This window comes from Qipengyuania sp. NPDC077563, assembly GCF_044901345.1.
Taxonomy (GTDB): domain Bacteria; phylum Pseudomonadota; class Alphaproteobacteria; order Sphingomonadales; family Sphingomonadaceae; genus Qipengyuania; species Qipengyuania aestuarii.
The window spans coordinates 87,819-109,001 of sequence record NZ_JBJDPC010000004.1 but is presented as its reverse complement, the minus strand read 5'-3'; the positions used below and the strand labels follow the sequence as shown (position 1 = coordinate 109,001).

At 62.3% G+C, this 21,183-nt stretch carries 20 protein-coding genes, 1 tRNA gene, 1 pseudogene and 1 riboswitch; of the genes and pseudogenes, 14 read left to right on the top strand and 8 right to left on the bottom strand.

The window, feature by feature from the left end:
• Positions 1-31: 31 nt before the first annotated feature.
• A riboswitch (TPP riboswitch) is annotated at positions 32-140 on the bottom strand.
• Positions 141-182: 42 nt separating this feature from the next.
• Both ACI2I1_RS14900 and ACI2I1_RS14895 read right to left on the bottom strand, forming a co-directional pair.
• A complete protein-coding gene (locus ACI2I1_RS14900) occupies positions 183-368 on the bottom strand; it encodes a DUF1328 domain-containing protein (protein WP_404679756.1) in 186 nt (61 codons plus the stop codon).
• Positions 369-674: 306 nt separating this feature from the next.
• On the bottom strand, positions 675-1,037 hold the full coding sequence (locus ACI2I1_RS14895) for a darcynin family protein (protein ID WP_404679755.1): 363 nt from the start codon (positions 1,035-1,037) through the stop codon (positions 675-677).
• Positions 1,038-1,234: 197 nt separating this feature from the next.
• Here ACI2I1_RS14895 and ACI2I1_RS14890 point away from each other — a divergent pair, with 197 nt between their 5' ends.
• On the top strand, positions 1,235-1,726 hold the full coding sequence (locus ACI2I1_RS14890; RefSeq protein WP_404679754.1) for a TetR/AcrR family transcriptional regulator: 492 nt from the start codon (positions 1,235-1,237) through the stop codon (positions 1,724-1,726).
• 83 nt (positions 1,727-1,809) lie between these two features.
• On the opposite strand, the gene ACI2I1_RS14885 is transcribed toward ACI2I1_RS14890, so the two are convergent.
• Positions 1,810-1,883: transfer RNA gene (locus ACI2I1_RS14885), tRNA-Gln, on the bottom strand.
• A gap of 191 nt (positions 1,884-2,074) precedes the next feature.
• Between ACI2I1_RS14885 and ACI2I1_RS14880 the strand changes: the two genes are divergently transcribed.
• Both ACI2I1_RS14880 and ACI2I1_RS14875 read left to right on the top strand, forming a co-directional pair.
• A complete protein-coding gene (locus ACI2I1_RS14880) occupies positions 2,075-3,334 on the top strand; it encodes a Ppx/GppA phosphatase family protein (protein WP_404679854.1) in 1,260 nt (419 codons plus the stop codon).
• On the top strand, positions 3,327-3,989 hold the full coding sequence (locus tag ACI2I1_RS14875) for an RlmE family RNA methyltransferase (protein WP_221543323.1): 663 nt from the start codon (positions 3,327-3,329) through the stop codon (positions 3,987-3,989). The genes ACI2I1_RS14880 and ACI2I1_RS14875 overlap by 8 nt, the downstream gene beginning before the upstream one ends.
• Positions 3,990-4,058: 69 nt before the next feature.
• Here the strand turns inward: ACI2I1_RS14875 and ACI2I1_RS14870 are convergent, their stop codons facing one another.
• Positions 4,059-4,766 carry a c-type cytochrome gene (locus ACI2I1_RS14870; RefSeq protein ID WP_404679753.1) on the bottom strand — a complete coding sequence of 236 codons (708 nt, stop codon included), beginning with the start codon at positions 4,764-4,766 and terminating at the stop codon, positions 4,059-4,061.
• A 132-nt stretch (positions 4,767-4,898) separates the two neighbouring features.
• Between ACI2I1_RS14870 and ACI2I1_RS14865 the strand changes: the two genes are divergently transcribed.
• On the top strand, positions 4,899-5,792 hold the full coding sequence (locus ACI2I1_RS14865; protein ID WP_404679752.1) for a prephenate dehydratase: 894 nt from the start codon (positions 4,899-4,901) through the stop codon (positions 5,790-5,792).
• Positions 5,793-5,898: 106 nt separating this feature from the next.
• A complete protein-coding gene (locus ACI2I1_RS14860) occupies positions 5,899-6,999 on the top strand; it encodes an OmpA family protein (protein WP_404679853.1) in 1,101 nt (366 codons plus the stop codon).
• Between the two features lie 164 nt (positions 7,000-7,163).
• Here ACI2I1_RS14860 and ACI2I1_RS14855 read toward each other — a convergent pair whose 3' ends face one another.
• Positions 7,164-8,135 carry an isoaspartyl peptidase/L-asparaginase family protein gene (locus tag ACI2I1_RS14855; RefSeq protein ID WP_404679852.1) on the bottom strand — a complete coding sequence of 324 codons (972 nt, stop codon included), beginning with the start codon at positions 8,133-8,135 and terminating at the stop codon, positions 7,164-7,166.
• Positions 8,136-8,281: 146 nt separating this feature from the next.
• Between ACI2I1_RS14855 and ACI2I1_RS14850 the strand changes: the two genes are divergently transcribed.
• The 3 genes from ACI2I1_RS14850 (at position 8,282) to ACI2I1_RS14840 (ending at position 12,532) form a co-directional block, all read left to right on the top strand.
• Entirely contained in the window at positions 8,282-9,532 is a 1,251-nt protein-coding gene (locus ACI2I1_RS14850; protein ID WP_404679751.1) for a mechanosensitive ion channel, read from the top strand.
• Between the two features lie 110 nt (positions 9,533-9,642).
• Positions 9,643-10,605 carry an SDR family NAD(P)-dependent oxidoreductase gene (locus tag ACI2I1_RS14845; RefSeq protein ID WP_404679750.1) on the top strand — a complete coding sequence of 321 codons (963 nt, stop codon included), beginning with the start codon at positions 9,643-9,645 and terminating at the stop codon, positions 10,603-10,605.
• A gap of 145 nt (positions 10,606-10,750) precedes the next feature.
• Complete coding sequence (locus tag ACI2I1_RS14840; protein WP_404679749.1) at positions 10,751-12,532, top strand: DUF885 domain-containing protein; 1,782 nt, start codon at positions 10,751-10,753, stop codon at positions 12,530-12,532.
• A gap of 3 nt (positions 12,533-12,535) precedes the next feature.
• On the opposite strand, the gene ACI2I1_RS14835 is transcribed toward ACI2I1_RS14840, so the two are convergent.
• On the bottom strand, positions 12,536-13,537 hold the full coding sequence (locus ACI2I1_RS14835) for a zinc transporter ZntB (RefSeq protein WP_404679748.1): 1,002 nt from the start codon (positions 13,535-13,537) through the stop codon (positions 12,536-12,538).
• A gap of 164 nt (positions 13,538-13,701) precedes the next feature.
• Here ACI2I1_RS14835 and ACI2I1_RS14830 point away from each other — a divergent pair, with 164 nt between their 5' ends.
• The 5 genes and pseudogenes from ACI2I1_RS14830 (at position 13,702) to ACI2I1_RS14810 (ending at position 18,487) form a co-directional block, all read left to right on the top strand.
• On the top strand, positions 13,702-15,009 hold the full coding sequence (locus ACI2I1_RS14830) for an OmpP1/FadL family transporter (RefSeq protein WP_404679747.1): 1,308 nt from the start codon (positions 13,702-13,704) through the stop codon (positions 15,007-15,009).
• Between the two features lie 62 nt (positions 15,010-15,071).
• Positions 15,072-16,223: a flavodoxin-dependent (E)-4-hydroxy-3-methylbut-2-enyl-diphosphate synthase gene (gene ispG, locus ACI2I1_RS14825; RefSeq protein WP_404679746.1), complete on the top strand. Its 1,152-nt coding sequence runs from the start codon at positions 15,072-15,074 to the stop codon at positions 16,221-16,223.
• 58 nt (positions 16,224-16,281) lie between these two features.
• Positions 16,282-16,827 carry an inorganic diphosphatase gene (locus ACI2I1_RS14820; RefSeq protein WP_404679745.1) on the top strand — a complete coding sequence of 182 codons (546 nt, stop codon included), beginning with the start codon at positions 16,282-16,284 and terminating at the stop codon, positions 16,825-16,827.
• 37 nt (positions 16,828-16,864) lie between these two features.
• Positions 16,865-17,775 (top strand): annotated as a pseudogene (locus ACI2I1_RS14815) (histone deacetylase).
• Between the two features lie 4 nt (positions 17,776-17,779).
• Complete coding sequence (locus ACI2I1_RS14810; protein ID WP_404679744.1) at positions 17,780-18,487, top strand: murein L,D-transpeptidase catalytic domain-containing protein; 708 nt, start codon at positions 17,780-17,782, stop codon at positions 18,485-18,487.
• 20 nt (positions 18,488-18,507) lie between these two features.
• Here the strand turns inward: ACI2I1_RS14810 and ACI2I1_RS14805 are convergent, their stop codons facing one another.
• Positions 18,508-19,926 carry a L,D-transpeptidase family protein gene (locus tag ACI2I1_RS14805; protein WP_404679743.1) on the bottom strand — a complete coding sequence of 473 codons (1,419 nt, stop codon included), beginning with the start codon at positions 19,924-19,926 and terminating at the stop codon, positions 18,508-18,510.
• Between the two features lie 145 nt (positions 19,927-20,071).
• Here ACI2I1_RS14805 and ACI2I1_RS14800 point away from each other — a divergent pair, with 145 nt between their 5' ends.
• Complete coding sequence (locus ACI2I1_RS14800) at positions 20,072-20,959, top strand: DMT family transporter (RefSeq protein ID WP_404679742.1); 888 nt, start codon at positions 20,072-20,074, stop codon at positions 20,957-20,959.
• A gap of 7 nt (positions 20,960-20,966) precedes the next feature.
• Here the strand turns inward: ACI2I1_RS14800 and ACI2I1_RS14795 are convergent, their stop codons facing one another.
• A complete protein-coding gene (locus ACI2I1_RS14795) occupies positions 20,967-21,125 on the bottom strand; it encodes a hypothetical protein (protein ID WP_404679741.1) in 159 nt (52 codons plus the stop codon).
• Positions 21,126-21,183 lie beyond the last annotated feature (58 nt).

The window sequence follows — 21,183 nt, the reverse complement described above, 5'->3', positions numbered from 1 at the left end:
TGCTCTCTCCAAAAGGCGGAGGAAGAGCGGAATTATCGCGCCGCTCCACTCCCTCCGCCGATGCTAATCGGTTCAGGTTCGACGGGTCGGGCGGTGCTACGCGCCCCTCTCAGCGCAAGCGCGCTCCCCGGGGATGCACGATGTGTAGGGCAAGCGCCGGAGCGCGTAAAGCGGAACGAGGGCTAGTCGAGCATATCCTTCGCCTTCTTGCCTGCAAAGATGCCGAGCAAAAGGAAGACGACGAACAGGACCGCCGCGATCACGGCCAGGACAATGGCGACATCGACCATCGTCCCCGCAAGACCGCCAAACCCGAGAATGGCGGCGACCTCGGCAATGACGAGGCACAGAAGAGCAAGCTTGATCATCGGCGCACGGTAAGCGTGCGAAAGCACTGCGTCCAGCGATTGCGGAGAAGGATGCCCGTGAGGATTCGGACCTCAATGAGCACCGCGTCGATTGCTCTTGAAACCTCTGCATCGAGACGCCGTAGGAAGGGCTTGGCATATATACAGCACACCGGCGGGACCACACATCGGGTCCTGCCGGTGGCTGGCTCCTAAACACGCTGCAAGAGCGGCTCGAGCACTGACGGAAATCAGCCATCGTCCGATCCCAATCCACGGCGTGTTGCCGAGTGCGGTCTTGGAGCGAGGCTTACGCTGCCACGGCCGTTAAGATCGCAATGCGTCGACTTCGTAATTTTTCGCCCAGGCGTTCAGCTCCCCGGGGAAGATGTCCTGCACCAGAAAGAAGCGATCCCAAAAGGGTGTCTCGCGCAGTTTTTCGCAGAAGAGCTGGTAGCTGTGATGGTCCTTCGATTCGATCATCCAGATATCGCTGATCTTGGCCGTGTAGAACTCGACATCATACCAGTTCAACCGAACGCGCCCCCTGAACTCGTCGAGGATAGGCTGAAACGTCTCGCGCGCATGGGACAGGCGCGTCTCGAAAGAGAAACCCAGCCATTCCGGCGAGGTCTTGACCATGAAGAACGTGGTGAGTGCGGGTTCGAACTGGGTGGGCTGAATATCCATGATGCATCCTTGCGCTGTTGATTGACGTCGCTAAGATGCGAGCATCTGCTCATATATTCTACGCGCATTGGTTTCGATGACAGGACAGACCGCCGATCAGCGTGCGCGCCCCCGCAAACAGCCGAAACAGGCGCGCGCACGGCATACGGTAGACGCGATCGTGGAAGCGTCTGCTCGCATTCTGGAGGAGCAGGGACATGGGATTCACCACCAACGCCGTCGCCGACGTGGCCGGGGTCAGTATCGGCACCTTGTACCAGTATTTCCCTGACAAGGATGCGCTGCTCGGCGCGCTGATCGCCCGTGAAACAGGCCGCCTTGTCGAAGACGCCGAAGCCGCTTGTCTGATGGCTGCAGGGCACGAAGCGCTCTTTGCCGTGATCCACGCCGCCGTGCGGCACCAGCTCCGACGCCCTCGACTGGCGCGGCTACTCGATTTCGAGGAAGCGCGCCTGCCCTTGGATGCCGGGACCCAACTGGTACGATTAAGGTTCACGACCATCGTTGCTGAAATTCTTGCTCGCCCGGACTTTCCCCAGCAGCCCGACATGGCGGCTGCCACGGGCGATGTCGCATCGATCATGCGGGGAATGATCGATGCCGCCGGTGAGCGAGGTGAAAGCAATCAGGAAGAGCTTGCGGCGCGGGTTCGCCGAGCTGTGCTCGGTTACCTCTCGATGTCCGCTTGAAGCTGCTTATGGCTTCCGTCCGGAATCAGCGGGCGTAGGGAATATCTCCGTCTCCGTCCTTCCTGCTTGAAGCCTGACAGTAATGGATGCCCCGTGAGGATTCGAACCTCAATTGACGGAGTCAGAGTCCGTAGTCTTACCATTAGACGACGGGGCATCAGCCATGCGGTGCGACGCTGAGAATCGCGCTGTCTCCGCAAGAGAGGCCGCGCATCTAGTTTCGTGCGCGCACAAGGTCAACCCCATCGCTGAGGACGGTGCTTGCCCCTTGGCGAGGGACCCGCTAGCATCGCTCTCAGGTCCCCGCGCTTAATTCTTCGCGCGGGAGGAATAATGAAAGATACCCCCATGGCGGACACTAATCCGCCGGACATCAAACGGGGCCAAGGAAAGACAAGGGGCGGCACGTCCGGCAAGGTAGCCGATTTCCGCTACAAACGCCCCTCCCGGCCCAACAAGCGCCCGCGCAAGAACGGGCAGGCACCGCGCGAGCCCAAGGCGCGCGGGGAACCTTCCGGCAAGCAGGCTCATGCTCAGGCCCGCAATCAGGGTCCTGCCCAGGCTCAGGCACAATCAACGCCCATGCCGCGCGGCCGCAACCAGGCCTATGCCGCGCTGGATCTGGGCACCAACAACTGCCGCCTGCTGATCGCCCGCCCCTCGGGCGAGAACTTCACCGTCATCGACGCTTTCAGCCGGGTGGTCCGGCTTGGCGAAGGGCTGGCCGCCAGCGGCCGCCTGTCAGACGAGGCGATGGAACGCACCTTGGCCGCACTGCATGTGTGCGCGGAAAAGCTGCGCAGGCGCCATGTCCATCTTGCCCGATCGGTCGCCACCGAAGCCTGCCGCCGGGCGTCCAATGGGGCCGAATTCATCGAGCGCGTGCGCGAGGAAACCGGCATCGCGCTCGACATCATTTCCGCCCAGGAAGAAGCGCGCCTCGCGGTGCTGGGCTGCCATATCCTGCTGGAGGACGGCGCCGGGCCAGCCGTTATTTTCGACATCGGCGGCGGCTCCACCGAGCTGGTGCTTGTGGAACCGAGCGGCGCGGTGCCGCGCATTCTCGACTGGATGAGCGTGCCCTGGGGCGTCGTCTCGCTGACCGATACGGTGGGCGGATCGGACGACACCACGGACCTCAGGCTCGATCGCTATCGTCGCATGCGCAAGACCGTGCTCGACAGTTTCCGTCCCTTTGCGGAGCGGGTGCGTGAATTTGCCAAGGGACAGCATCCGATCCGGCTGCTCGGGACCAGCGGCACGGTCACCACGCTCGCGAGCCTGCACCTGGAATTGCCGCAATACGACCGGCAGGCGGTGGATGGCCTGATTCTCCCCTCGGTCGCGATGCGGGATATTTCGGTGCGCCTGTCGCATATGAGCGGCGCGGATCGGCGGCAATTGCCCTGCATCGGGGACGACCGGGCGAATCTGGTGGTGGCGGGCTGCGCTATTCTCGAGAGCATTCTCGACATCTGGCCGTCCGAGACACTGGGCGTGGCCGATCGCGGAATCCGCGAAGGCATCCTGCGCAGCCTGATGGCCGCCGATGCCACGGGCGAAAGCAGCCGCGCCGCACTTCAAAGAATGAGAGAACAGGATGTCTAGATCGGGCAAGGACAAGGATACGCGCGTCCGCACCGCAAAGAAGCGCTCGGAATCCTCGACCCGCTGGCTGCAGCGGCAGCTGAACGATCCGTACGTCAAGCAGGCCAAGGCCGACGGCTATCGCAGCCGCGCGGCCTACAAGCTGATCGAGATGGACGAGAAATTCGGCATCCTGAAGGGCTCGAAGCGGATCGTCGATCTCGGCATTGCGCCGGGCGGCTGGGCGCAGGTGGCGCGCAAGGTCGTGCCCAAGGCGCAAGTGGTGGGCATCGACCTGCTCGAAGTGGAGCCGATTGAGGGCGTCGAGATCTTCCAGATGGACTTCATGGACGAGGACGCGCCGCGTGTGCTGGAAGAAGCGCTGGGCGGAAAGGCCGATCTTGTGATGAGCGATATGGCCGCGAATACGGTCGGCCACAAGCAGACCGATCATTTGCGCACCATGGGGCTGGTCGAAGCGGGCGCCTGGTTCGCGGTGGAGAATCTGGAAAAGGGCGGGACATTCCTGGCCAAGGTGCTGGCGGGCGGGACCGACAAGGACCTGCTCGACCTGCTCAAGAAGCACTTCAAGACAGTGAAGCATGCCAAGCCGCCAGCCAGCCGCAAGGGCTCCAGCGAATGGTATGTCATCGCCCAGGGCTTCAAGGGCGACTGAAAACGCGCGGCCAGCAGGCACAAAAAACCCCGCGCGAGGCGGGGCTTTTCAATAGAATATCGGCAAGGATCAGTCGACCTTGGTCGCCCCTGCATTGTCGCCGCCGGCATTTTCCGAAGCGACCGGCTGATCGCCGCCCATTGCACCGGCAGCCTGTGCCGGATCGGCCGGAGTGCCTTCGACCGCACCCGGACCTGCGCCGGGCGCATCTGCCGCTTCGCCTTCTTCAGGCTCGGGAGCAGCCGGTTCCGGCTTGGCCGGAGCGCCGCCCATCGAGGCGATGTATTCCATTACATTGGCGCGGTCTTCCGGCTTGGACAGACCGGCGAAGCTCATCTTGGTGCCGCTGGCGAACGCGCGCGGGCTGGTGAGCCATTCGTTCATGTTTTCCCAAGTCCATTCGCCGCCATGTTCGGACAGCGCGCTGGAATAGGCGAAGCCTGCCGCGTGCTTGCCGACCGGCTTGCCCATCACGCCATAGAGGTTGGGACCGATACCGTCGGCGCCGCCCTGATTGATGGTGTGGCATGCGCTGCACTTGGCGAAGACCTTTTCACCGGCAGCCGCATCGGCGCTGGCAAGCAGCGTACCGAGATCGGGACCGGCATCGGCGCCGCCCTCTTCTTCCGCACCTTCGACGAAGAAGCCCCATTCGCCGTCTTCGAATTCTTCATGTCCGTCGGCGTGGAAATACATGCCCGAAGCGATGGAAGCGCCGAGCGCGACGATGCCTGAGAAGAGAACCCAGCCGGAAGCGGTGTTGAAACGATCGTCCATTGCGTGAAAGCCTGCGAGAATCCGTGTGGTCTGATGGTTGCGCGCCGCTCTAGTGCGACGGGCGCGCTCGCGCAAGTGCCGCGACTGTCTTAGTGGTTGCGCAAGGCGAAATGGGCGCTAACACGCCCCGCCATGCGTACCTTCGCCAAACCCGCCGTCGACATGGTCGACACCATGCGACAGGCCGCCGCCGCCGATCCGCAACGCGCGGTCGCCTTCGGCGGTGCGCCCGGTTCCAACTCGCATCAGGCTACGATGCAGTTCGATCCCGAATGCCTGCCGCTGCCCTATCTGGGGTTTGAGGATGCGCTGGACGCGGTGAAACAGGGCCGCGCGGGCTGCGCGATGATCCCCATCGAAAACAGCCAGCATGGCCGGGTGTCGGATATCCACTTCCTGCTGCCGGAAAGCGGGCTGTCGATCGTGGCCGAACATTTCATGCGCATCACCCACACGCTGATGGCCACCGGACCGGGCCCGTTCGAAGCCGCTTACAGCCACCCGCAAGCGCTCGGCCAGTCTCGCGAATATCTGCAACGCAACGGTATTGTCGCGCTGGCGCATGCCGATACCGCGGGTGCCGCTGCCTATGTCGCCGAAATGCAGGATCCCCGGTTCTGCGCGCTGGCACCGCCCATGGCGGCGGAACTCTACGGCCTGCGGATCATCGAGGACGCGGTGGAAGATGCCGCCGACAATACCACGCGCTTCGTGGTGCTGGCGAAGGAGCCGCGCGATCCCGCCGCAATCGAGGCGCAGCAGGCGATGACGACCTTCATCTTCGAAGTGAAGAACGTGCCCGCCGCGCTCTACAAGGCGCTGGGGTGCTTCGCCACCAATGGCGTCAACATGACCAAGCTGGAAAGTTACCAGAAAGGCGCCAGCTTCGCCGCCACGCGCTTCTATGCCGATATCGAGGGTGCCCCGGGAGATCCGCGCGTGGACGCCGCGCTGGAGGAGCTGGAATTCCAGACCAACGGCGTACGCCTGCTGGGCAGCTATGCGCAGGCACGGAAGCGCGGCTGACCCTCAGCCCGCGTCAGTTTTGTGACAGTTTTCGGCCCGGCTGACACGAAGTGTCATGCTGCGCTGCCATGTGCTGTCGGTCAAAACAGCAAAAATGGGGAAAACCATGCGCAAACTGGCACTGGGTCTGGCACTGTGCTCGACCGCTCTTTCGTCGGCGGCCCTCGCCCGCGACAACACCGCCTATGTCGAACTGGGCTTCGGGCCGTCGCTCGCCCAGGACTTCGATTTCGAGGACTTCTCCGACGGATCGGCCGATGTCACGCTGGAAGAAGATACCGGCTTCGACGGCGGGATCGTCCTTGGTTACGATTACGGCGCCTTCCGCATTGAGATCGAAGGCAGCTACCGCGAATATGGTCACGACCAGCTGACGGCGCTCGCCAGCGACGTTGCGGTCGAGAACCCGCTCGGCAAATCCTCGGCGGCCAGCGTCATGGGCAATGCACTGCTCGACCTCGGCAGTGACGACGGCATCCAGGCGTTCATCGGCGGCGGTGCAGGGTCGGTCTATGTCGACCAGGCGATTTCGCTGGTCGGCACCGGCAATGACGACAATCTCGTCAATGGCGACGACTGGAAGTTCGCCTGGCAGGCGCTGGCCGGATTGCGCGCCCCGCTGACGGACAGCATCGACGTCGGCCTGCGTTATCGCTTCTTCAACGTGCCGGAATACCGCATCGGCGGATCCTTCGCCACGCCGAGCGCGCAGACCGACTGGTCTTCGCACTCGATCCTCGGCACGCTCGCGTTCAACTTCGGGCGGCCTGCAGCGCCGGTCGCCCCGCCGCCCCCGCCAACCCCGGTACCGCCGCCACCGCCACCGCCGGCCACTCCGCCGCCGCCCGCACCGGTATGCCAGCAGGGCCCCTACATCGTGTTCTTCAACTGGGACAAATCGGATATCACGCCCGAAGCGGCGACGATCCTCGACAATGCCGTCTCGGCCTATGCCAATTGCGGCATGGCCTCGGTCATGCTGGAAGGGCATACCGACACGTCCGGCTCGGCGCAGTACAACATCGGCCTCGCCGAACGGCGCAACGCCTCGGTCCGCGAATACCTTACGGGGCGCGGCATTCCCGGTACCCGCATTTCTAGCGAGGCCTTCGGCGAGACGCAGTTGCGCGTCCCCACCGCCGACGGCGTGCGCGAACTGCAGAACCGCCGCGTTGAAGTCACCTACGGCCCGGGTTCGGGCATGTAACCCTCTCTGCGCAAGCGGAGCACCGAGAAGGGGCCGGAGCGATCCGGTCCCTTTTTTGTTGCCCTACCGCTTCGCTGCTTGAGGGTAATCTAGATGCTCAACCGCTGCGTTGCTTGAAAGCGGTTTTATATGGCGCTTCCCAAATCCACCCCGCAAAAACGACGCTATTCTTCGCCGTAGATTGCGACTTCGCTCGTTCCGCCGCTGGTCGCGCGGCCGCGGTACATGCCTGCGGTGTTGAAGCTGAAGATGGCATCGCCCGCCGGTGAGACGACGATCACGCCGCCATCGCCGCCCAATGCTTTAACATCGTCCATCACTGCATCACTAGCCATTTGCGCGCTTTCGCCGGCCATCTGCATGCGCGCACAGATCGTCCGCGCCACGCCGACGCGGATGAAATATTCGCCCCAGCCGGTGGCCGAGACAGCGCAGGCGCGGTTGTCGGCATAGGTGCCCGCGCCGATAACCGGGGCATCGCCGATGCGGCTCCAGCGCTTGCCGGTCATCCCGCCGGTCGAGGTGCCGGCGGCAAGATTGCCCTGCGTATCCAGCGCCACGGCGCCCACGGTCCCGAACTTCACATCGACATCGATGGCAGAGAGTTGTTCCGCCTTCATCCGCTCCAACGACTGGCGGCGAGCGTCGGTGTCGAAGAATTCGGGCGGGACGAATTCGATGCCCTGTTCGGCGGCAAATTCTTCCGCCCCTTCTCCCGCCAGCATCACATGCGGGCTGTCGGTCATCACCTTGCGCGCGAGGAGGATCGGATGACGAATGGTGGTAACTCCCGCCACCGCGCCCGCATCGCGATCGCGCCCGTCCATGATCGAGGCATCGAGCTCATGCCCGCCCTCCCAGGTGTAAACCGCCCCGCGCCCGGCATTGAAGCGCGGGTCTTCCTCCAGCAGCAGGATCACCGCCTCGACGGCGTCCAGCGCCTCGCCCCCTTCGGCAAGCACCCTGGCCCCCGCGTCGAGCGCGGCTTGCAGCGAGGCGCGATAGGCAGCGTCTTCTTCGGCCGTCATGTTTTCGCGCGCGATAGTGCCCGCCCCGCCGTGGATGGCGAGCGACCAGCGCGGCGCATCGTCCTGCGCAAAAGAAGGGGCGGCAAATCCGGCAATGGCAAGCGCCATACCGGGGGCGAGCGTAGTCAAAAATCCTCTCATTCCGAAGCGATAGCACGCAAGCCTTCCCGCTCAATACGATAAAGGCCTTTGGATAATCGCCGCGCCCGTGTTAGCCCTCCGTAATACAGAAACCCAAAGGGGAGAGAGGTTTCATGCGTATCGGAAATTATCGGTTCGACGAACAGATCGCGTTGGAGGTGCTCGAAAAGATCGGGCTGGCCCTGATCGTTCTGGCCATCACCTGGCTGGCCGCCAAGGCCGCGAAATGGGCCTTCGCCAAGCTGGTCGACAATATCTCGTTCTTCCAGCGGGGCACGGGCAATGGCTCGTCGCTGGGGGAATCGCTCGGCAAGATCGTGGGCTTGCTGATCTGGCTTTTCGGCCTTCTGGTCATCCTGCAGGTCCTCGGCCTCGGCGCGGTTGCCGGACCGGTCGACAGCCTGCTGGAGAACTTCGTCGCCTTTATTCCGAACCTTGTCGGTGCGGGCCTGATCTTCTTCATCGGCATGATGGTGGCGCGCATCGTGCGCGATCTGATCATCACCACGCTGCAGACGGTCGACTTCGACAAATGGGCCAATCGCGGCGGGGTCGACAGCGTGACCGGCAATACCGCCATCAGCAGGACAATCGCCACGATCGTTTACGCGATCATCGTGATTTTCGTGTCGATCATGGCTCTGGAAGCGCTCAATATCGAAAGCATTTCCGGCCCGGCCAGCGGCATGCTGACGCTGATCTTCAATGCCATTCCGAACATTATCGCCGCTGCGATCCTGCTCGGCATCGGCTACCTCATCAGCAAGTTCGTGGTTCAGGTGCTCAAGGAAGTGCTGCCGGGCCTCGGCGTCGACCGGGCGCTGGCGGAAAGCGGGATGATGGCGGAAGGCACACGCGCCTCCATCATCATCGCCCGCGTGGTGCAGGTGGCGATCATCCTGTTCTTCGCCATCGCTGCAACGCGTTTGCTCGGCTTCCCCGAACTGACACGTATCCTCGACCAGGTACTGGAACTGGGTGGCCGCGTGATCTTCGGCGCGGTGGTTATCGCCTTCGGCTTCTTCATCGCCAACCTTCTCGCCCGGCTCATTTCGGGTGAAGGCGAGGCTGGAACAGCCGCCACCATCGTGCGATGGGCGACGATCATCCTATTCGTCTTCATGGGCCTGCAGTTCACCGGCATCGGCGGGATGATTCCCGGCAATGTGCTGACCATCATCATTGCGGGCATTTCGGTGGCCGGCGCGCTGGCCTTCGGCCTGGGCGGCCGTGACTGGGCGGCGCGCAAGCTCGACCAGATGGACAGCGATCTGGGCGGCAGCACGGCGAAGCCTGCACCCAAGCCCAAGCGCCGCAAGGCCGCCGCTCCGACGAGCGACGATCCCTTGCCGCCGGGCGCGTAACCGAGGCTGACAAGACACCAAGGAGAGAGGGTGTCCGGGGGCGCGGGACGAAAACTCTCGCGCCCCCTTTCTCATGTGGTACCGCCCTCCGGGAAAGAGGAGCATACGCAATGAGCAATTTCGGTTTTTCGAGCACGGCAGATGAAGTTCTTGCCGATATCGATCTCAAGGGGCGCACGGCATTCGTCACCGGAGGGTATTCTGGTCTCGGCCGCGAAACCGCCCGCGCCATGGCTGCACGCGGCGCGCATGTGATCCTGTCCGGCCGCGATGCAACCAAGCTCGCCGCAGCCGCCGATGCCATTGCCGAGGAAACAGGCACGAAGGTGGAGACCCTCGTCTGCGATCTCGCCTCGCTCGACAGCATTCGAAAGGCTGCGGGAGAGGCGAACGATCGCTTTGCGAAGATCGACCTGCTGATCAACAATGCCGGGGTCATGGCCTGCGACGAGGCGAAAACAACCGACGGTTTCGAAATACAGTTCGGCACCAATCACATCGGCCATTTCCTGCTGACCAATCTGCTGATGCCGCTGGTCGAGGCTGGCGAGCGCCAGCGGATCGTCAACCTTTCCAGCCGCGGCCACCATATCGCGCCGGTCGATTTCGACGATCCCAATTTCGAGAATCGCGAGTACGACAAATGGGTAAGCTACGGGCAGTCGAAGACCGCCAATGTGCTGTTTGCTGTGGGGCTCGAGCGGCGGCTCGCAGCGAAGGGCATCCATGCCTATGCGCTGCACCCTGGCGGCATAAACACCAATCTCGGGCGCCATATGAGCGAGGAGGAGATGGCCGACCTGATGGAGAGAATCCGCAAGTCGGCAGAAGCACGCGGAGAAAAACCCGAGCCTTTCAAGTCCATCCCTCAAGGCGCGGCGACGACATGCTGGGTCGCCACTACTCCCGAACTGGAGGGGCGCGGCGGCCTCTATTGCGAAGACTGCCATGTGGCCGAGCAGGACGATCACGACACCGGCGGCGGTGTGCGCAGCTATGCGGTGGACGAGGACAAGGCCGAACGATTGTGGCAGCTGAGCGAAAAGATGGTCGGCCAGACCTTTGACTATTGAGTCCCGCCGCGGCGCCAGCACTCGTCCGGCCTGATCGACCGTTGATCGGGTGGCTGCTTGCCAGCGGCCCTTGGCGGGCGCAGACAGGCTGCAAAAGACAATAAGCCATCCGCATCATATCCGGGATACAAGGGGAACCATGCCCATGAAGACCTTCGCCGCTGCCATTGCGCTCGCTACCGCGACCATCCTTCCTGCCGGCACCGCCATGGCGCAAAACGCCTCCACCGATGCCGCCAGTGCCGACTGGATCGAAACGAGCAACGCCTACACCGAAAAGCTGATCGAATTCGAAGCCGGGTTTTATCCCGAAGGCGCAAGCTCGTCCGGTTATGAACAATATGACGGCATGACCTTCGATTATTCGCCCGACAGCACCAAGCGGTACATTGCGGGCGCCAAGGCGCTGCGCGCGGAATTCGCCGCCGCCATGGCGAGCGAGAGCAACACCTTCGTCAAGCAGGACCTTGCCATCCTGATCGACAGCCTCGACCGGTCGATCCTCTCGTCCGAACTGAATGAGCGCATGATGCTCGAATGGAACGAGCTGCCGCAAAGCATCTTCTATTCGATCGGCTCCATGCTGTCGGACCAGACCGCCGAGAACCGCCGGGCATCGGCCGTGCAATTGCTCAATCGCTATACCGGTGTAGCCGATGGCTACGAGCCCTATACCGAACTTGCCAAGGCACGCTTCGAGGCGAGCCGCGGTGACGGCAAGATCGGCCCCTACCGGGTGGAGGTCGAGGAATCGATCGGCAAGATCCCGACCTTTGCCGCCGGCATCCGCGAACTGTTCGAGAAATACGACATCGACGGCGCCGAGGAAGCCCTTGATGCGATGGACCGCCAGTTTGCCGATTACGGCGAATGGACCCGCGACGTGGTGCTGCCCGCCGCGCGTGACGAAGCCCGTTTGCCGGAGGAGCTTTATGCCCTCAACCTGCGCAATGTCGGCATCGACATGGATCCGCGCGAGGCGATGAGCCAGGCCCGCCGGGGCTTCTATGAGATCCGCGCCCAGATGGAAGCGCTCGCCCCGCAGATCGCGGAAAAGAACGGTTGGCCGGAAACCGACATGGCTTCCGTCATGACGCGATTGAAGCAGCAGACGATCCCCAACGACGAGATCGAGGAATTCTATCGCGGTGTGAACCGCGAACTGGAGGCCAAGGTGCGCGAGAACGATATCGTCTCGCTGCCCGATACCGAATTGCAGATGCGCGTCGCCTCGGTCGCCGAAAGCGCTGCCCAGCCGGCCCCGCACATGCGCCCGCCGCGCCTGATCGGGAATACCGGCGAACAGGGCACCTTCGTGCTCACGGTCGGCAATCCGACTGCCAGTGCAGAGGATGCCTATGACGATTTCAATTTCCCTGCCGCCAGCTGGACGCTGAGCGCACATGAGGCGCGGCCCGGCCATGAGATGCAATTCGCCGCGCTGGTCGAGAACGGGGTCTCGCTTGCCCGCATGCTCTACGCCTTCAACAGTGTGAACGTGGAAGGCTGGGCGCTTTATGCGGAAGCGGAAATGATGCCGCACGAACCGATCGAAGGCCAGTTCATCGCGCAGCAGTTCCGCCTGCTGCGTGCTGCCCGCGCCTTCCTCGATCCGGCACTGAATCTCGGCCTGATGACGCGCGAGGAAGCCGAACGCGTGCTGCGCGAAGAAGCCTTGTTCTCACCTGGGATGACCAAGCAGGAACTCGACCGTTACCAGTTCCGCATGCCGGGGCAGGCCGGATCCTATTACTACGGCTATCGCAAGCTGATCGGCCTGCGGGTGGAGACCGAGCTGGCGCTGGGCGAGGACTTCGACGAAAAGGCGTTCAACGATTTCCTGCTGAGCCAGGGAATCATTCCGCTCGAACTGATTGCCAAGGCGGTGCGCGAAGAGTTCATCCCAGCGCAGCGCAGCGGCAGCTGACGATTACAGCCATCTGAGGCGTCGGAAGACCACAATCAGCGCGATGAAGAGAAATCCGCACAGTGCGACGACGCCCCAGAAGGCATCGGGATCGTCCATCCCCGGCATGCCGCCGACATTTATGCCGAGAAGGCCGGTCAGGAAACTGAGCGGCAGGAATATCCCCGCCACAATGGTGAGCATGTAGGTCGCATGCTCGCTGCTGGCGAGGCTGCGGGCGCGCAATTCGTCCTGCAGCACGACGGCGCTTTCCTTGCTGATATCGATGTCGTCGAGATAGCGGCGCAGCCGTGCAATGCTCTCGGCGATTTCGCGGCGATCGTGGTCCTCGAACCAGTAAGGGGCATCGCGGCTGATCTGTTCCAGCGCCTCGTGCTGGGGGGCCATGTGACGCTTCAGCCCCAGGCAGTTGCGCCGGATCGTGGAAATGCGTTTCAGCATTTCCTCGGCATGTTCGTCCGGATCGTCATCCTCCAGATCGTCGAGCACCTGGTTCATATCTACGATCGCCTGGCTCATCCGCGTGATCAGCAATTCGGCAAGCAGGGTGATCGTCGCACCGGCATCCGGGGGCCCAATGCCGCGGTCGAGCATGGCGACGATTTCGCGCGGCGTTTGCAGCGGATGTCGGCGCAGCGTCACCAAGCGGTTCCCGTCGCACCACAGCTGCATGGAAATCATGTCCTCTGGCTCTGCCCCGGGATTGAAATTGATCCCGCGCAAGGTCCCGACCAGGGTCTCGCCTTCTACAAAAGCACGCGGCCGCGTCTGATCGCTGGTGAGTAGTTCCGCAGTCGGTTCGGGCACATGCAGTTCGTTCTCCAGCCACTGCTGTACCCCGGGGCGATTGCGGCACAGATGCACCCACAGCACCTCTCCCGGTGCGGCAGGCTGCCAGTTCTGTGCTTCTTCCCACGCGATAGGCCGCGCCCCGCCCTGCCCATCGAGCACGCGCCCGAAGAGGAGAGGCGTATGGGTTTCAGTGTCGTCGGTCGGCTCGCTCATGCGCCGGTTGATGCAACAAGGCGCCCGGCTTTGCCAGCGGCTTCGTCCATGCAACTCGAAGAAACGCGCTTGCCCTGCCCTTGACCTTGCCCTAACGCGCCGCCCCCGCGTCGAACGGTTCAAGTATCCGGGCCGACGCTTCCGAAGTCATGTTGGATAATTCGATGAATAACTCGATCAAATTCGCCACGTCCGCTCTCGCCCTCGGCGTCGGACTTGCCCTTTCCGCACCGGCATCTGCTGGCGGTTTCTACATTCAGGAACAGTCGACCAAGGAAGCCGGTCGCGCCTATTCTGGCGATGCTGCCGCTGCCGACAGCGCAGCCACCGTATTCTTCAATCCCGCCGGGATGACGGAACTCGAAGGCATCACCGTCGAAGCGAATGCTCAGGCGCTGTTCGTCGATGCGCGCCAGTCCAACACGGGTACCACCCGCACCGTTCCCGGCGTGCCCGTTGCCATTCCTGTCACCGGCAGCGACGGCGGCAATCCTTTTGCACAGCCGCTGGTCATCCCCTCCTTCTACGCCACCGCCCAGGTCACCGACCGCCTCTGGCTCGGCCTTGGCGTGAACAGCCCGTTCGGCGTCGTGGTCGATTACGATGAAGATTTCTTCGGTCGTTACGATTCGCTCAAGTCCGACGTATTCACTGTAAACGTGCAGCCCAGCGCAGCATTCAAGCTGTCGGACAACATTTCGATCGGCGCCGGTGTCGACGTCCAATATGTCGATGTCGAACTCGCCAATGCAGTGCCGAACCTTAATCCGGCGGACGCCGATGCTGCGCTCAATATTCAGGGCGATGACATTTCGGTAGGCTGGAACGCCGGCATCACCGCAACTTTCGACCCGGTTCGTCTCGGCGCACACTATCGTTCGTCCGTCGACCACACGCTAGAAGGCGAATTCGACCTGTCCGGTCTCACCGGTCCGCTGGCCGGCAATAACGTCCTGACCGATGCCACGGCGCCGCTTTCGACTCCGGATATCGCCACCGTCAGCGTCATGTTCGGTACCGATACTCCGTATCGCGTTTACGGCACCTGGCGCTGGTACAACTGGAGCAATTTCGACGAGATCCGCGTGGTCCCCGAAGGTGCCCCCACCCAGGTGAGCGAACAGAACTATCGCGACACTTATTCGATGGCCATTGGCGCTGAATATGACTTCACCGAGCGCTTCACCCTGCGCGCCGGCACGATGTTCGACGAATCGCCGATCACCGACGAATTCCGTACCACGCGCGTTCCCGATGGCGACCGCACCTGGCTTTCGGTCGGCGGTACCTACGATCTCAACGAAACGATCTCCGCCAGCCTGGCCTATGCGCACGTCTTCGTGAAGAGCGAGCCTCTCGATCGCACCGACGGCTTCTTCCAGGGCACGCCCGCAGCCGTGGATGCCACGATCCGGTCCGACAGCCGCGGCAATGCCGATGTGCTGGCATTCTCGCTGGCCGCCAACTTCTGATAGCCAACTCTCGTGAAGGGGCGTCATTGCCCCTTCACATTCCCCGCTCTATATCGGGGTCCATGTCTTCCATTCGACCTTGGCGCACGATCGAGCGCCGCCAGTCCCGCCAGATCATGGTCGGCAGCGTGCCTGTCGGCGGCGATGCGCCCATCAGCGTCCAGACCATGACCAATACGCCGACCGAAGATGTCGGCGCGACGATCGACCAAATCCGTCGCTGCGAAGATGTCGGTGCCGACATCATCCGCGTTTCCTGCCCGACCGAGGAATCGACCGCGCATTTCGACCAGATCACGCGGGCGGCCAATGTGCCCATCGTGGCCGACATCCATTTCCATTACAAACGCGCGCTTGAAGCTGCCGACAAGGGCGCGGCATGTCTGCGCATCAACCCGGGCAACATCGGTGACAGCAAACGCGTTGCCGAAGTGGTCCGTGCGGCCAAGGCCAATGGCTGCGCCATCCGCATCGGGGTGAACGCCGGCAGCCTGGAGAAGGATCTGCTTGAGAAATATGGCGAGCCTTGCCCCGAAGCGCTGATCGAAAGCGCGCTCGATCATATAAAACTGCTGCAGGACCACGATTTTCACGAATACAAGGTGGCGGTAAAAGCCAGCGACGTATTCCTCGCCGTTGCCGCCTATCATGGCTTGGCCGACGCGGTGGATTGTCCCCTGCATCTCGGCATCACCGAAGCAGGCGGCCTGATCGGCGGCACGGTCAAATCCAGCATCGGCATCGGGAGCCTGCTCTGGGCCGGTATCGGCGACACCATTCGGGTCTCGCTTTCCGCCGAGCCGGAGCAGGAAGTGAAGGTCGGCTTCGAAATGCTGAAGGCGCTGGGCCTGAGGACGCGCGGCGTGCGCGTCGTGTCCTGCCCCAGCTGTTCGCGTCAGGGCTTCGACGTAATCCGAACTGTGGAAACGCTGGAAAAGCGCCTGGAGCACATCAAGACACCGATGAGCCTTTCGGTCCTGGGCTGCGTGGTCAATGGCCCGGGCGAAGCGCGCGAGACCGATATCGGTCTGACCGGCGGCGGTTCGGGCAAGCACATGGTCTACCTCTCGGGCGTGAAGAACCACCATATCGAGAGCGACGACATGCTCGACCATATCGTGAAGCTGGTCGAAGAAAAAGCCGCCGCGATCGAAGCCGGGGAAGCGGTCGCCTTCGATCCGCACGCCCCCAAAGAGGCCGAGGCAGCCGAATAGGCGGAACGCCTCGGCAGGTGCTCCGTAAGTTGGTTACAGACATGCGGAGCAGCCTTTCATGATCGATGCCGAACACCTTGCCCGCTTGCCGGCCCGCGCTGACAACGGTCTGCTCCACGCCTTCATCGAATGTCCCAAGGGCAATACGCACAAGATCGATCTGGACAAGAAACTCGGTATCTTCCGCTGGGCCATCGAATTGCCCCAGGGACTGACCTTTCCGGCCAATTTCGGCTTCATACCTGCAACCATGGCCCCGGACGGTGATGCGCTGGACGTCATGGTGCTTACGGGCGGGCCGCTCCCATCGGGCACGCTGGTCGACATCCGCCCGGTCGCGGTCCTGCGGATGGAGCAGGAGGAAAATGGCGAGATGGTCCGTAACGACCGGTTGGTCGGGGTGCCTCCGCTATCGCAGACATTCGGCGAAATTGAACGGCTCGACCAGCTGCGCCCAACCATGCTGTGGGAACTCGGCGTGTTCTTCGAAGTCTACAACCGCCTGATCAATCGCAAGGTCGAAATACTTGAGCCGGGCAATGAAGAAGACGCTGCCGAGTTGGCCGAGACGGCTATTGCGGCGAAGCAGGATAGGAACGGCTAGGTACATCTTGCTCCACGTCGTACACCACGTTGATTACATGGCTCCCGCGCCAACACGGGGGACGTTCCGCTTCGACAAATACATGGCAGTCATGGCCGCCCTGCGCGAGAGCGGCTATCCGATCACCGAACACGCCCCGCCGGCCATGCCGCGCCGCTGGCTCGAGGCTGTGCACTGCCCCGACTATGTGGAGCAGGTGTTCGCTTCCACCGTCCCGCGCGAGAGGAGCGCCGCATCGGCTTTCCCGTCACTCCGCATATTGCGCAGCGTGTGGCCCATACCAATGGCGGAACATGGCTGGCAGCACAGCTGGCTCGACGGCATGGCTATGCCGGCAACAGCGCCGCGGGAAGCCATCATGCGCTTTACGATACCGGCGCGGGTTATTGCGTGTTCAACGATCTTGCCGTCGCGTCCAACCGCCTGATCGCGGAAGGGGACGCCAGCCGCATCCTGATTATCGATCTCGATGTCCACCAGGGCGATGGTACCGCCAGCCTTACGGCAGGGCGTGACGACATCTTCACCCTCTCGCTCCATGCCGAGAAGAATTTCCCGGTCCGCAAGGCACGATCCAGCCTCGACGTGCCGCTGTCGGACGGGACGGATGACGATAGTTATCTCGAGGCGCTCGACCGCCACCTACCCCGCACGATCGAGCAATTCGAACCCGACTTCGTGCTCTACCAAGCCGGCGTGGACGTCCATGGCGATGACAAGCTGGGGCGCCTGGCGCTGACTAGTGAGGGGCTGGTTCGCCGCGACAGCTACGTGATCCGCGCGGTGCGCTCGCGCGGCGTGCCTGTCGCGAGCTCGCTCGGAGGGGGATATGGCCCCGACCCGCGCGAAGTCGGCGAACGACACGCCAGATCGATGATCGCCTGCGCCAGGGCGAACGCCGAGTTCGCTCGTTCAGCTTCCGCTAGTCTGCGCGATGTTATAGGATGACACCATGAACCGCCGCGAACTTCTCAAGGGCTCACTTGCCGCCGGTGCAGCGCTCACGCTGCCGGGCCGGGTAAGCGCTCAGATCAATCCGACCGCCAGCCGCGATGCGCAGCTTTTCGCCATCGCGCGCGACCAGCTGACGCGGGTGGGTGATGTGCTGTGGAAGAAGGATATTGTCGGAATTGCCGATTTTGGCCTTCATTCCTCGCAGCGGCGCTTCCATTTCGTCGATCTGGAGAACGAGCGGGTACAAAGCTTCCATGTCAGCCATGGCACCGGCTCGGACAGCCAGCATGATGGCTGGCTCAAGCGCTATTCGAACATCGAGGGCAGCGAGGCGACCAGCCGCGGCGCCTATATGACGCGCAGCTGGTACACAGGGCGGTATGGCACCTCGATCAGGCTCGACGGGCTCGATCCCACCAATGACAAGGCACTGCCCCGCGCCATCGTGATGCATCAGGCGGAATATGCCCGTCCGGAGCATGTCGACAGGTGGGGCAGGCTGGGCAGGTCAAATGGGTGCTTTGCGCTGGGCCCCGACCAGTTCGATTATGTGCTCCTGAAGCTTAGCGGCGGACGCCTGCTCTATGCCGAAAGCCTGGGCCTGACCGATGACGGTCGCCGCGTACCGCCGCCCGTCACGCAGACCGAATTGCTACGCAACGACAGCGGCAATACTTTCGAACGGACGAACCCCGGCGTTTATTAAGGCCGGGGTCACCGCTTTTCTCAGGTGATCTGCATGTCGTCGACGATCTCGACGGCTTCCTCGCTCGTCTCGCGTGCACGGTCGGACACGCGGGGGGCGTCGAGTGCTGCGAGTACCGGAGCATCGCGGTCGTAAATATCCTTGAACGTCTTCATTTCGCCGTTCACGTCAGTCGCCATGGTGAAGTAGGTGAGATAGACCGGCCACTGCTTCTTCATTTCGTAACGGGTATATTCGCCGCTCGTCGTGATTTCCGAGACTTCCTGCTGAATGGCCGGAATATCTTCACGACTGTTGGCATTGCCGAGCATGGACATGGTCATTGCAAGTTCGCGTGCGCCCTGCACGCGGATACAGCCATGGCTCAGCGCACGGTTCTCATTCACGAACAGATGGCGGCTCGGAGTGTCGTGGAGGAAAATGGCATGCTCGTTCGGCATGTCGAGCTTCATCAGACCAAGCGCATTCTGCGGCCCAGGCTGCTGGACCACGGTGACCCAGCCGTTCTCTCCCTTGGTTGCCTTGTAGCCAGCATTTCGCGCCCAGCCCGGATTGCCGAGTACCTTCGCGCCAAGGCCTTCGCCCTTCACGATGGACTGCGGAACCGTCCAGGTGGGATTGTAGATCACGGCTTCGACCATCTCCGCCAGCTGCGGCGTAGCGGTGCGGCCGGGTTTGCCGACCACGGTGCGGTAGCTTTTGATGATCCGGCCATTGACCGTCAGGCGCAGCATGTATTCCGGCACATTGGTAACAAGATACTGCTTGCCCAGATCCTGTGGCAGCCAGCGCCACCGGTCCATGTTCGCACGGATCAGCTTGACGCGCTTGGCGTCCTTGGTCGCGGCAAGTTCGTCGCGCAGTGCGGCGTAATCGGGATGCAGCGGATTGAGCGAGGCAAGCGTACCGGCGATATCGCCGCTCGCGAGCGCATCTTCCAGCAGCTTCCACGTCGGCATGCGATCCGCATCCGGATCGACGACGAACCACTGGCGACGCGCTTCCATGGGCGTACGGCCATCGCGCAAATCTTCGACTAGCCAGACGAAGGTCTCGCTCGCCAGCTTATTGAGCGCTTCACCTTCACCGGCGGAAATCGCGGTACGAAGGGCGTCGGCGCGATAATCGGATGAGTTGAGACCTTCAGCAGCAACTGTCGGAATGAAGGCGAGCAGCTTTTCGGCCTGTGCCTTTGTCCACACACCCTCGAGCGAGGGAATTTCCTGCACCACTTCGCCGCTGGCCATGCGGATGTCTCCGAAGGCCTCGCTCACAGTCTGTGTACTTTTATCCTGCTGCCGCGGAGTGGTTGCATCGGACTGCGCGGCTTGCGTCGCTGCCGGCAGCAAACTTTCCGGCTCTGCCTGCTGAGCCTGTGCGGCGGTTGCGAGGAGAACTGCGGCAATCGCTGTTCCGGTCGAAATTCTAAATCGTGTCATTTGGCCCACCAATTTTGCGCTGTGGCAATATATACTGCTTTTCCACGCGCTATGTACTGCTAACTGCCTGAAACAATCCGCGATCCCGGCTTACCCACCGCTGAACCAAGTTGCACCTGCGGCAGGGCGCACTATGCCAGCGACGATGAGCGTAAATGACGACAGCCTCAAGCCGGTAGTAGCCACTATCGTCGGGATTGCACTGTTTTCGGCAATGGATGCAGTGATGAAAAGCGCGAGCATCGCGATTGGCGCTTACAGCGCCTATCTTCTGCGCTGCATGATCGGCTTCCTCCTGATCGCACCGATCTGGTGGTGGCGAACGCGAAAAATGCCGACGAGATCCGTCCTGAAGGTCCACATCATGCGCGGGATTGTCGTCGCTTTCATGGGCTGGACCTTTTTCGGCGCATTGGTCCGCCTGCCCCTGGCCGAGGCAATTGCAGTCAGCTTTATAGCCCCGCTCATCACGCTGTATCTGGCCGCCCTTATCTTGAGCGAAAAAATAGAACGACGGGCAATCCTTGGCGCCTTATTGGGCTTGGGAGGGGTGATCGTGATTGTAGGAGGGCGCATCGGACGAGAAAGACTGAACGAAGATTCCTTGGTCGGACTTACGCTCGTCACCATCTCGGCGCTTCTCTTCGCGTGGAACCTCATACTGCAAAGGCAACAGGCTTTGGTGTCGTCGCCAGAGGAAGCCGGTACCTTTCAGAATGGCGTAGCTGCGCTCACATTGCTCGCCGGCGCGCCGTTTCTTCTAGTGATGCCTCCCGCTCCCGTGTGGGGCGAACTTTTCGCTGGTGCTTTCCTGGCGGTCACTGCCCTGCTGTTTCTTACATGGGCCTATGCCCGGTCGGAGACCCAGCGGCTGGTACCGATCGAATACACCGGTTTTCTGTGGGCCTCGCTGTTTGGCTGGCTCTATTTCGGCGAACAGGTACGCGGAGCAACAATAGTAGGCGCCGCGCTTATCGTTGCCGGATGCTGGATCGCAGCCCGCCGCAAGCGCCCTGAACAGAGCGCGCTGTGATTGGCTCTTAGCGGTGCTGAGCCAATTCGATCTGATCTGCAGGTGCATTATCGGCGGCAAACGTAGCGGCGGCGGTGAACATGCCGGCGACTCCCAAAGCAGCCGTCATCACGGCAAGGCGAACTGTCTGGCGTGATTTCGCGTTCGTGTGTTTAACGGTCTTCATAGTTCAAACTCCTCATCGGGCGGCGCTTTTCGCTGTTATTTCTTGCGCTGCGCAGCGG